Here is an 11556-nt window from a genome sequence, read left to right as displayed (position 1 = left end):
GGGGGTCGCGGGTTCGAGTCCCGTCCGCTGCGCCATATTCGGTAACCTGGAACACTGAACGCCAGGTCACCACGGAAAGCCCGCCAAGTGCGGGCTTTTTGCTGTCTGGCGATTGGCTTTTTGCTCGTCCGGGCATGAAAAAAGCGACCTGCGGGTCGCTTTTTTCGTTTCTGCGGTTTGTTACTGGCTGGCGTTGCGGCTATGCCGGTAATCACTCACTGCTTCATACACCGCCTTGCGCAGGCGGTTGATTCCACCAATCGGGCGATGGGCCTCGATTCCGAACCAAGGGTTAAACGACAGGTTGTCGCATTGCAGGTTCAGGGCCGGGGTGTCGAAGTCCTGCGGGGGCAGGGTGATTCTGGCTACGGTCTGAAACGGACTGTCCTGTTCGCGCCATTCGATGCTGGTGTCTTCGATCGGCATGTACTTGTTCGCGTCCTGACGCTGGATCTGCAGCACAAAACACGCGGGCACCCGATCCGTGGACAGTTGCTGATTCAACGCACTGCGCAGGAAGTTCGGCAGATCCTGGTTTTGCTTCGGCAGCGTGTAGGCCGGGCAGTTGTCCGGATCCGGCATTACCCGGAACTTCACATTGGCCTCGCCGAACTTGTAGGGCGATACCGAGAAGTAGGTGGTACGCGTCGGGCTCTCGGGCGGCGGAGAAAGCGTTGCCAGCGCAATGAACAAATGCCTGATCTGCCAGTTTCGCGGATCCCAGCCCGGAAAGAATGCCATGACCTTTTTGCCGTCAGCCTGCGCCGCTACATTCTGACGATATTCAGCGACATCGCTGACGAAGAAATTCGGATGGCTGAACATCACGAAATCCTGCTCGTGCAGGCCCTGACGGTCACCCAGCAACTGTTTGCCCGGCACATCGAGCAATTTGATCGCCATGCCTCGGGCATCGCGGATACTGTCGAACTGCGGGTAGGCGTTGCCGTTGGACAGACGCATCGTCGCCTGCCAGATCTTGCCTGGCTCGCTGAACACACCGCGCCGCAGATCCTGGGCCAGCTCCGGCAACACTTGCACGTCGGCCTTCACACAACCGTGGGCCTTGGCATGGGCGTCGCGCAGAAAACGCGTGCTTTCCCGGTGCTGATCGACAATTCGCACAGCGGTCTGGATCACCTCCTGCGTCATGGCCGCTTCGCCGTCCGGAATCTGCTCCAGTGCCGATACCGGTCCCCGGTGATGCCAGGCAAACCAGGCGGTGGCCAAAGCCCAGCCGATCAGGCCGATCACCAGTAAAAACAGCAGGGTTTTGCCCAGCAACCGCCCCAGCCATAACCAGAGTCGCGCCAGCATCGATGGCTTCTTGAACGAATTGAAGATCATGGCAGTTGCGCCTCCAGCGGGCCGCCCAGCACTTTCAGGTATTCCAGCAGCGCCCAGCGCTCCTCTGGCTGCAGCAACCGCCCGATGACCCCATTGCCACGCTCGCCGGCGCGGAATTCATGGCCACTGTTGTGGTTGCCGGTGATGCGTGTGTCGAACAGGAAAGCGTTGGTAAAGGCTTCGGTGCGATACCCCAGATGCCGAGGGTCGTATTCCAGAGTGCCTTTATAGAAAGTGGTGGCGCGTTCATCCTGCGGCGACAGCAGTTGATACAGGCTCGGCACCGAGCCGTTGTGAAGGAACGGCGGCGTGGCCCATACGCCAGCGAGCGGGCGAGCCTTATAGGCGACCTTCTCGCGCACGCCGATAGGCAGACCGAAGCCGTCGAGTTTTGGTTTTTCCTCCGGTGTGACGCCCGCTTCACGATAAGCGCGGTTTTCAACGAACGCCGTCACGTAAGCCAGGCCCTTGGCCACGGATAACTGGCTGAGGTCAAGTGGTTCTTTGGGCGTGGGATGCAGCTTCACGTCCATTTGCGCCAGCTCCGCCGGATTCCATTGCAGCGCGGTCAGATCGAAACGGTGATTGGCGATGTTGTTGGCCGCGTTCGGATCGGTGCCGATGACATCCACCGGCAGCATGTGCAGATGCTGGACCCAGCGTTCGCCTTCTTGCGTCACCCGAGGAACATGGCAACCCGCACAGTTTTCGGCAAACAGGGCTCGACCCTTGGCCGCCAGTGGTTTGTCGACTTTGCCAAACAGTTCTTCCGGCCAAGCGGGGGGCTGAAGTTTTTGCAGGGTTTCTTCGATCTTGTGCAGATCGCGTACGCGTACGCTCGATGCGTAACGTTCATCGCCCTGTAGCGGCTGGCCGTTGGCATCGAAGAAATTCAATGTCGCGCCAACCCCCAGCGCCTCGCCGATGTTGCGAGCCATCGGCTGCTGCGCCGAGCCGTTCCATTGCACCCAGTCAAAGGTCCACATGTCCCAGAGTTGCGGGTAATCCACGGGAGCGTTGGCCACGCGGTAATTGCTCGGGGAAATCGCGTCGCCGAAGGTCGCGTTGGCGATTCGTCCGAATGCATCGGTGCGGCCAGGACCTTCCTCGGTGGGATAGAGGCCGCGATGGGTGTCGTTCCACGCCACTTTCAGGAATGTGTTCAGCGAGCCTTTGAAGTCTTTGCGCAGTTGTTCGTGGCGCGCGTCGTATTCTTCGCCGAGAACGGTGCGGGCGAACCGCTCGAATTTCCAGGGGTTGTAGTAAGTGGAAACCAGACTGGCGACCAGGGCCTGTCCGAAACTGCCTCCGCGCAATGTAGGAACGCTGGAAGGCAACACGTGCTGCGCCGAGCCGCCGTCGATGCGCACGGCCTGGCCATTGAGATGCAGTTCACCGGTGTGGCAGGCCGCGCAGGTTATGTCCAGATATTGCTCGGAGCTGCCCGGATTCTGATGCCGGGTGAAACCCACCGGCAGATTCCCCGGGTTGTTCGGCGTGACTTTTTGCTGCGGATCGACCAGAAAACCGAAGCGTGCGAGGTATTCCGGGGACGCGAAACGTTGCTGCGAGAACGGCAGTTCCAGAGCCTGGAACCACTCATAGCGCAGCCCTTTGACCTGGGTGCCTTGCGGCGTGAAGTAATAGGTCTGGCGCTGCTCATCGCTCCATTGCTGGAGGTAATGCACCTGTTTTACGGGGACGGGGAAGGGCAGTTTCGGATTGGCGACATAGTAGAGAACCACCGCCAGGACCAGTCCCAGCAGTACCACGATCAGCGTCAGCACACGGAATAAGAGGCGCAAGATGAACATCCTTGTCGAGTTGTTGCGCTGTTATGCCTGAGCCGAGTCGTGTGCGGCAAGTGGCCATTACGCCAAGTGTTGTGGGAAGGGGCATCTGTCACTGTCAGGGCAAGATGACAGAAGCTTCATCATGGCTTTGCTCAAATGCTTTTTAATCCCTGAACTTATCGGAAGATTCCTGCTCTCATGCCGGTAGCCATTGGTCGTGGCGGCCTGATAAGCTCGCGGCTTTACTCGATTGCCCTTTCGGCGCATGAACAAGGAAATAGCATGAAACAGCATCGGTTGGCGGCGGCGGTTGCCCTGGTTAGCCTGGTCCTCGCGGGTTGTGATTCGCAGACCAGCGTAGAGCTGAAAACCCCGGCGCAAAAAGCTTCCTACGGTATCGGCCTGAACATGGGCAAGAGCCTTGCTCAGGAAGGCATGGATGATCTGGACTCCAAAGCGGTAGCCCAGGGCATCGAAGATGCCGTCGGCAAGAAAGAACAGAAGCTGAAAGATGAAGATCTGGTCGAAGCCTTCGCTGCACTGCAAAAGCGTGCCGAAGAGCGTATGGCCAAGATGAGCGAAGAGTCGGCAGCCGCCGGCAAGAAATTCCTCGAAGAAAACGGCAAGAAAGCCGGCGTGACCACCACCGCTTCCGGTCTGCAGTACGAAGTGGTCAAGAAAGCCGACGGCCCACAGCCCAAGCCTACCGACGTAGTGACCGTTCACTACACCGGCAAGCTGACCAACGGCACCGTATTCGACAGCTCCGTCGAGCGCGGCAGCCCGATCGATCTGCCGGTAAGCGGCGTGATCCCGGGTTGGGTCGAAGGCCTGCAACTGATGCACGTTGGCGAGAAGTACAAGCTGTACATCCCTAGCGATCTGGCTTACGGCGCCCAATCGCCAAGCCCGGCGATTCCGGCCAACTCGGTTCTGGTTTTCGACCTGGAACTGCTGGCCATCAAGGATCCAGCCAAGGAAGACGCCGCAGCCAAGTAATTGGCCCCGGTTTCGACAACAACGCCTCGCTAATGCGGGGCGTTGTTGCATCTGGTCGACGCCCGGCGTAAACAGAGCGAACTGACAGGCACCACGACAGTCCTAGACTTTGTAGCTGCCCGCGCTAGACGCCCTGAGCCGCCAAGTCAATGAAATATTGGGGTTTTTTATGTGAGTAAAAAACGCCCGATCTGAGCGCAGCCCTTATGAACCGGGGCTCTCAGCGTTGAAATGCAGCTCTGTTCACAAGGTTATCCACAATTTGTGTGGATAACATTTCAACGGGAGAAATAGATGAAAGCTCCATGGAATTTCGCCCGGTTCCTGCCATTGGCCGGACGACTGCTGGCTCGTGGCCGCTTGCCGACACTGCTGTTTGCCGTGGCCAGCAAAGGCGCCGCCCAAGGCAATCGTCTTGGCAAACTGAAGGATGACCTGCGATTGCTCCAGGCCCTGTGCCTGGCGTACTGGCGTGGCGAGTATCGCGCAATCAGTCCCAAGGCAATGATTTCGGTCGTTGCGGGCCTGATGTACTTCCTCAGCCCGGTGGATGCGATCCCGGATTTCATTCCCGTTTTCGGCATGCTCGATGACATCGCCGTCCTCGCTTGGGTAATGAAAACTCTCGACGACGAGCTCAGTGCGTTCCGTTTGTGGCGCCAACGGCAGGCGCCGGAAAAGCTCAGGGTTGTCGAGCGACTGCCCGATACACCCGAACAGCTTCAGCTCCAGGGCCCGAAAAAGTCCTGAATCGCGACAGCCTCTTATACAGATAGATACCCCCCACGACCTTGGCCGCTGTTAGGATTACACTTCTAGGGAAAAGTGCCGACTCGCTAAGTGTTGTTGTCCTACGGGGTAGTCATGGATATTCAGATAATTGCACGCGATGGCGAACCCGAATATGCGGTTCTGCCATGGGCTCAGTATCAGGCTCTACTGAAAGCAGCAGGCATTAACGAAGCACCGTCGCAACCGGCTCCAGCGCCGCTTGCGGCCACACCGGACCCGATTCTTCCAGGTCTGGATCAATTACGCAGTTTGCGCGAAGGGAAGGGCATCGCCATCGAGGCGCTCGCCCGCACGGTAGGCATCAGCCCGTCTTACCTGGCCATGATTGAAAGCGGTGAGCGTCTGCCCGACGCCGCGATTCGCCGCAGCCTGGCCTGGGAGTTGACGGTGCCAGGGTGGAGGGAACAATCGTGAGCGTACGCATCAGTCGTCAACATTGGGACGGATTGCTGGGGGAGCTGGACCAGGCGCGCAGGCAGCGCCATCTTCTGACCTATCGAGCGTTGCTCGAACGTCTGCAATTGCCGACTCCGGCGATGCAGACCCTGACCGCTGCACTGGAGCATCTGGCTGCGCTGGACGCGAAAGCCGAACAACCGTTGCGCAGTTCGCTGGTGATCAGCCAGGGCGCCAGTCGCCTGCCACGCACCGGTTTCTTTGAGTGTGTCGAGCGTCTGGGGCGTTTTTCCGGGCCGTCCGATGGTGTTGCCGCAGCATCCTGGCATGCCTCGGAAGTGGTGCGTGTCTTTGAGTACGAGTACCCGGAATCGGCGGAGGCCTGAGTGTTTTTACGACTCAAGGCGCGGGCAAGTTACTGGCTCGCCCGTAGGCTGTTTCACTGGGCATGGTTTGTCCGTCAGCCCCGAGGCTGGCGCTGGCTCGAAGGGCAATTTGCGCGCATGGCCAACCTGGGTGATGTCGGCGCGCAAAGCTTCTACGGGCACATCCTGACGTTTCGTGGAGTGGGCCTGGGGGCGCGTGAGGAGGGCGTCCGGTTGCTGCGACTGGCGGCGCTGGCCGGGGATGGCAAAGCGGCGTATCAAGTCGGTGTCATCAGTCTTTCCGGTACACCGAGCAAGGCTCCGGACCCTTTGGAAGCGGCTCGTTGGTGGACCATGGCCGCCAAGGCCGGACATCCGTTGGCAGAACTCAAATTGAAAGAGCTGACCGGCCGGGACTCTTCTTCGTAAACAAGTCATCTGTTCCGTGAGCGGGGCGAGAGGGAAACCTCCCGCCCCGTTTTTGCGTCTGCTGTTCGATAAAGATCAGTTACAGACTTCTCCTACATCCTCCGCCTACTCGCCTGACTTCTTTTCCGTTTGATCCCCCGCAAAGTCCTTCGCCTGATTTTTGCGCGAGGGAACGCATATGTTCGACCCGGTTTTTCATTTCGTCTTGCGCATGGAAATGCGCTGATGGAAGCCATCACCCGCATCGAGCAAGAACTCGACAGTTTTCCCCGTACCCTCGATCTCTATCGCGAACAGCTCAGGCATTGGCTCAGTCGTTCAGCCGACAGCATCAGCCATGCGGCCGATCTGCCGTCACTGATGGGGATGGAGCGGATCATCCGTTTCGGCGCACACAGCACAACGGTCGCCATTGACGACAAGCGTTTCTCTTCGGCCGTCGTGCAATGCCCCGAAACCGGGCGGATGGAGATCGAGAGCAAGTTCGAGTCGGTGTACGACATTCCATTGGGCGACATCGCTGTCGATGTGGTGGCGGTGGATGGCGGCGAGGTGAAGTCCGTCACGCTCGATGCTCAGGGCAAGGGTTTGTTCACCGGTGAGCCGGGCAAGTTCTATCGGGTGGTGGTGCAAGGCGGCTCCAGCGAGCAACAGGTTGATGAGCTTTTCGAGTCCTACGATGGCCTGACTCGGCAACTGGACAGTTGGCTGCGCAGCGAGTGGCAGGGCTTCAAGCCGCAGTGGTCGCAGTCGGTGGCCACTGCTGCGGGCAACGGCCTGCTGGCCGGGAGCTGGGCGGCGATCGAGGGCGTGTGGGACAGCATCGGGTTGCTGTCGGAGATTCTCCAGAATCCTCTTCAGTTTGCGGGCCGGCTGGGAGATAGCGCGACCGCATTGGCCGAGTTCGCGCAGTCGATGCCGGAGAAAATGGAGCAGCTCCAACTGCTCGTCAGTGACGAGGCGGCGCTGTGTCTGTTGTTGCGCACGGCCAGTCTGTGGCTCGAGATGCTGCCGCCTGGCGAACTCGCCGGGAAAACCGCCGAAGCCGTCTCGATGGTGGTGGTGCAACTGCTGATCGATGTGTTGATCGGCATTGTGCTGACCTTCGTTGGCGCCGGGGCGGGGATTGCGTATCTGACCTTGCGCCTGGTTGATCGTGGCGCTCAGTTGTTGTCGGCGGTGACGCGTCTGGTGAAGGCGATGTTCGGCATTGTCGGCGCCGTCATCGACTACGTGAACCACTACAAATCCGTCGCTGCACGAGGTATCGCAGCTGGCGTGAAGAAGGGCCGCATGCAATTGCGTTGGGATGCCAGACGCAACGCTTCCCTGAAGAAAGACGAGCATCACGACGACAAGCCTGATCAGGCGAAGAATCCCAACGGTGACAGCGCCGATTGCGTCCCCCGTACCTGCACCAACGGTTGCCCGGTGTCGATGGTTACCGGCGAAGAGCTGTTGACCCTCAACGACGGCGTGCTCGATGGATTGCTGCCGTTCGAGTTCAGCCGCTTGTATCGCACCAGTGCGGTTGAGATCGATGTCGGGTTGGGGTTTGGCTGGAGTCATTCGCTGGCGCATCGGCTGGAGGTCGAGGGCGATGGCGTGGTCTGGATTGACCATGAGAACCGACGCACGCGGTTTCCGCTGCCGAGTGTCGAGCGGCCGGCGATTCACAACAGTCTGTCGCGGGCGGCGATCTTTCTTGGGGATGAGCCGGAGGAACTGATCGTTGCGCTGGCGGGTGAGGCGGCGCGGTTTTATCACTTTCGGGCTGGGCGTCTGACGGTTGTCAGCGATGCGTACGGCAACCGGTTGCGCATTTCGCGTGATCGTCTGGATCGCGTTGAGCGCCTCGACAACGGGGCCGGTCGTTCGCTGCTGCTGCGCTACGACCGGGCGCACTTGGTGGCCGTGGACTATCAAGTCTGGCGCGATGTGGCCTGGCGCACCGAGCAGACGCTGGCCAGTTACCGCTTTGATGCCCGTCATCGGTTGATCGAAGCAACCAACGCCGTCGGCGAAAGCGAGCGTTACGACTACGACGATGCCCACGTCATCCTGCAGCGGCAGTTAACCGGCGGCGCGAGCTTCTTCTGGGAGTGGGAGCGTTCCGGCAAGGCGGCACGTTGCGTGCGGCACTGGGCGTCGTTTTCGCAGATGGACACGCGTTACGTCTGGGACGATGCCGGCTCTGTTCGGGTGCAGTACGTCGATGGTCGCGAAGAGGTTTACGTCCACGACGACACGGCGCGGCTGGTGCGTCAGGTGGCCGCCGACGGTGGCGAGCAGCTCAAGGCCTACGATGCGCAGGGCCGGCTGGTCGCCGAGCAGGATGCGCTCGGCGCGGTCACCGAATATCGCTACGACGACGCCGGGCGGCTGATCGCGCTGATTCCGCCGGACGATGCACCGACGTCCTACGAGTATCGCAACGGTTTCCTGCACCGCCGTAGCCGGGGCGAGGCAGAGTGGACCTACCGGCGCAATGCCCAGGGCGACGTCACCGAGGCGGTTGATCCCGACGGCCATGTCACCCATTACCACTACGATGCGCAGGGGCGGTTGCTGTCGATCCGTTATCCGGATTCGGGTCGGCATGTGTTCGTGTGGAACGACCTCGGCCAGTTGGTCGAAGAAAGCCTGCCCGACGGTGGGATTCGGAAGTTTTCCTACGATGCCTTGGGACGGCGGATTACTGCGCAGGACGAACATGGCGCGATCACCCGCCATGTGTGGGATGCCGTTGGCCGGCTGATCCAGACCACCTCGCCGAATGGCGCCACCCGTGCCTGGTCCTACAGCGCCTACGGCCAGATCACCGCCGAACGTGATGAACTGGGACGGATCACCCGCTACGAGTATGACGACGACCTGCACCTGGTCAGCCGGCGGATCAACCCTGACGGCACGCGGCTGCAGTATCGCTACGACCATGCGCAGTTGCTGTTGACGGAGATCGAGAACGAGTCCGGTGAAAAGTACCGGCTGGACTACACGCCGACCGGATTGATCCGACAGGAAGCCGGTTTTGATGGCCGGCGCACCGCGTATGCCTATGACCGCAACGGTCACCTGCTGGAGAAAACCGAGTTCGGCGACGACGGCTCGACGCTGGTCACCGGCTACCAACGTGATGCTGCTGGGCGTCTGCTGCTCAAGACCCTGCCGGACGGGGTCGAGGTCAGCTATCGCTATGACCGGTTAGGCCGTTTGGTCGGCGTGGACGACGGCCAGAATCACCCACTGGCCTTCGAATACGACCTGCAGGACCGACTGGTACGCGAGCATCAGGGCTGGGGCACCTTGCGTTACACCTACGACGCCTGCGGCCAGCTCAGCCGGATGCGCCTGCCGGACAACAGCAAGCTCGACTATCACTACGCCAAGGGCGGCGCGCTGACCGCGATCGACCTCAACGGCGCCTTGCTCACCCGCCACGTCTACCAGAACGGTCGCGAACAGCAACGCCAGCAGGGCTTGCTGCTCAGCGAATATGCCTACGACGAACAGGGCCGCTTGCTGTCCCACGCCGTAGGCCATCAACGCAGTGCGCTGTACCGCCGCGACTTTGCCTACAGCGCCAACGGCAACCTCGAACACATCACCGACACCCGCCACGGCCAGCGCAGCTACCAGTACGACGCCCTCGACCGGCTGATCCGCGTGCGCCACACCCGCGACGACGTGCCGGAAAACTTCGCCCACGACCCGGCCGGCAACCTGCTGACGCAGGACCGGCCGGGCCCGACCAGCATCAAAGGCAATCGCCTGCTGATGCAGGGCGACCGCCATTACGACTACGACGCCTTCGGCAACCTGATCCGCGAGCGCCGTGGCCGCGACCAACTGCTCGTCACTGCATACCGCTACGACAGCCAGCACCGCCTGATCGGCCTGACCCGTCCCGACGGCACCAGCGCCACCTATCAATACGACGCCTTCGGCCGCCGCATCCGCAAGACCGTCGACGGCCAGACCACCGAGTTCTTCTGGCAAGGCGACCACCTGATCGCCGAAAGCAGCCACGAACAGCACCGCAGCTTCATCTACGAACCCGGCACCTTCCGCCCGCTGGCGATGCTCGACGGCCAAGGCCCGAAACGCGCCTGCCCGTTCTACTACCAACTCGACCACCTCGGCACCCCGCAGGAACTGACCGATTACAGCGGCGACATCGTCTGGTCAGCCAAATACAGCGCCTACGGCAAGGTCACCTCGCTGGAACTGGCGACCGACGACTACCTCGACCAGCCGCTGCGCTTTCAGGGGCAGTACTTCGATGCGGAAAGCGGGCTGCATTACAACCGGCACCGGTACTACGACCCGGACGTTGGACGGTACCTGACGCCGGATCCGGTGAAGCTGGCGGGTGGATTGAATCAGTACCGGTACGTGCCGAATCCGACGGGGTGGGTGGATCCGTTGGGGTTGACTTCCAATTGTCCGCCGCCGAACAGGCCGGGATGTCCGGTGCCGGATGGGGTGGGTGGTTCGGTTGTTGACGAGGGTGAGCCAGCGCTGCCGAAGATGACGGCGCAAGAGCGGAGGGCGAGAATTGATGAGTTGGCGGAGGCGAATGCGAAGAGGCGTGTGTGGGAATATGAAAAACGTTATGGAATGCACACTGTCGAAAAGCACAGTTCAGAAATTTCTGATAAAGCTCTTGAACAGAGAGCAATCAATGGTGCGAATCCTCACACTGGATCAATCCCAAAAGGTGCAAAAGGCAACCGGAGTTCTCAATTTCATAATTGGCGCATGCATTTGGGCGCGATAAATAAGGCGATGACGAAGGATAAGAATGGCTTGATTATGCACACCGGAAAAGATCAAAACAAAAATCCAATAGTGAGATTAGAACTACCTGGTGCTGGGCGTGGGTACAGGCCGAATAAAAAAGACGTTCAAAATCCTAGCTTGAATGAAAACTTGAATTGGTTTGAAGTTAAGTTCGATCAGGTAAATACGCAAAACCCGTTTACAGCATTTCCTACCGAGGTGAAGTGATGTTGAAAGATCCATATTTAGATGAAAAGTTTGAACCGGATTTGATGTGGTTTATAGGCGTTTTCGACGTTTATGACCGGGAGGAAACTCGAGGTGCGGAACTCGAGGTTTACAATCCTAATGATTCCGTTGATAGAGAGCTTCTTATCAGGAAGTATTGTCTTAATCTGCCATACCTTTCCTATAGGCATAAGCTAGTGCTAGTTGAAAGTTTGGAATTGCTGCTCTTGGAGCAAAATTATGACTTTCAAGAGCTATTCGAGGTCGATGAATACGAAGCAGCAAGTTGGCCGCGGGGAGAATGGTACTCTCTAGAGGATCCACGCGGCTTCTTCCAAGATATCTATAAGTTTGCGAAGGAAGCTTGGGGGGAGGATCTTGCGAAAGCCGCTGGAGAGGATCGGTCAACATGGTAGTTATCGAGC

Annotated in this window: 9 protein-coding genes; 7 read left to right on the top strand and 2 right to left on the bottom strand. The window is 59.5% G+C overall.

Features of this window, described 5'->3' with window-relative positions:
• Nucleotides 1–180 precede the first annotated feature (180 nt).
• Both AC07NR_RS05025 and AC07NR_RS05020 read right to left on the bottom strand, forming a co-directional pair.
• Nucleotides 181–1317, bottom strand: coding sequence for a catalase family protein (locus AC07NR_RS05025; protein ID WP_495077945.1), 1137 nt, complete (start codon nucleotides 1315–1317; stop codon nucleotides 181–183).
• A gap of 26 nt (nucleotides 1318–1343) precedes the next feature.
• The gene (locus AC07NR_RS05020; RefSeq protein WP_495077934.1) at nucleotides 1344–3152 is read right to left on the bottom strand and encodes a di-heme-cytochrome C peroxidase; all 1809 of its coding nucleotides are present in this window, start codon (nucleotides 3150–3152) and stop codon (nucleotides 1344–1346) included.
• Nucleotides 3153–3422: 270 nt separating this feature from the next.
• Here AC07NR_RS05020 and bamJ point away from each other — a divergent pair, with 270 nt between their 5' ends.
• The 7 genes from bamJ to AC07NR_RS04985 all read left to right on the top strand — a co-directional run bounded on the left by bamJ (nucleotide 3423) and on the right by AC07NR_RS04985 (nucleotide 11547).
• Nucleotides 3423–4139 (top strand): BamJ family beta-barrel-assembly machinery protein, encoded by a 717-nt coding sequence (gene bamJ, locus AC07NR_RS05015; RefSeq protein WP_201227346.1) that lies wholly within the window; start codon nucleotides 3423–3425, stop codon nucleotides 4137–4139.
• 294 nt (nucleotides 4140–4433) lie between these two features.
• Nucleotides 4434–4889, top strand: a complete 456-nt coding sequence (locus tag AC07NR_RS05010) for a YkvA family protein (RefSeq protein ID WP_114881973.1) — start codon at nucleotides 4434–4436, stop codon at nucleotides 4887–4889.
• A 114-nt stretch (nucleotides 4890–5003) separates the two neighbouring features.
• Entirely contained in the window at nucleotides 5004–5345 is a 342-nt protein-coding gene (locus AC07NR_RS05005) for a helix-turn-helix domain-containing protein (RefSeq protein WP_007950435.1), read from the top strand.
• Nucleotides 5342–5713, top strand: a complete 372-nt coding sequence (locus AC07NR_RS05000; RefSeq protein ID WP_003223109.1) for a hypothetical protein — start codon at nucleotides 5342–5344, stop codon at nucleotides 5711–5713. The genes AC07NR_RS05005 and AC07NR_RS05000 overlap by 4 nt, the downstream gene beginning before the upstream one ends.
• Nucleotides 5714–6121 (top strand): SEL1-like repeat protein, encoded by a 408-nt coding sequence (locus AC07NR_RS04995; protein ID WP_495077933.1) that lies wholly within the window; start codon nucleotides 5714–5716, stop codon nucleotides 6119–6121. It begins immediately after the preceding gene.
• A gap of 225 nt (nucleotides 6122–6346) precedes the next feature.
• Complete coding sequence (locus AC07NR_RS04990; protein ID WP_495077932.1) at nucleotides 6347–11131, top strand: RHS repeat-associated core domain-containing protein; 4785 nt, start codon at nucleotides 6347–6349, stop codon at nucleotides 11129–11131.
• Nucleotides 11131–11547: a hypothetical protein gene (locus AC07NR_RS04985; protein WP_495077931.1), complete on the top strand. Its 417-nt coding sequence runs from the start codon at nucleotides 11131–11133 to the stop codon at nucleotides 11545–11547. Before AC07NR_RS04990 ends, AC07NR_RS04985 begins: the two co-directional genes overlap by 1 nt.
• Nucleotides 11548–11556: the final 9 nt, after the last annotated feature.

The sequence above is a fragment of the Pseudomonas sp. GW821-FHT09C09 genome (genome assembly GCF_059418105.1).
The sequence above is the reverse complement of the archived record's forward strand: the minus strand, read 5'-3'. Positions and strand labels throughout refer to the sequence as shown.

Bases quoted from the DNA above. Each gene is read 5' to 3' on its own strand.
- AC07NR_RS05005 (WP_007950435.1), top strand. From the start codon at position 5,004: ATGGATATTCAGATAATTGCACGCGATGGCGAACCCGAATATGCGGTT.
- AC07NR_RS05010 (WP_114881973.1), top strand. From the start codon at position 4,434: ATGAAAGCTCCATGGAATTTCGCCCGGTTCCTGCCATTGGCCGGACGA.
- AC07NR_RS05025 (WP_495077945.1), bottom strand. From the start codon at position 1,317: ATGCTGGCGCGACTCTGGTTATGGCTGGGGCGGTTGCTGGGCAAAACC.
- AC07NR_RS04985 (WP_495077931.1), top strand. From the start codon at position 11,131: ATGTTGAAAGATCCATATTTAGATGAAAAGTTTGAACCGGATTTGATG.
- AC07NR_RS04990 (WP_495077932.1), top strand. From the start codon at position 6,347: ATGGAAGCCATCACCCGCATCGAGCAAGAACTCGACAGTTTTCCCCGT.
- bamJ (WP_201227346.1), top strand. From the start codon at position 3,423: ATGAAACAGCATCGGTTGGCGGCGGCGGTTGCCCTGGTTAGCCTGGTC.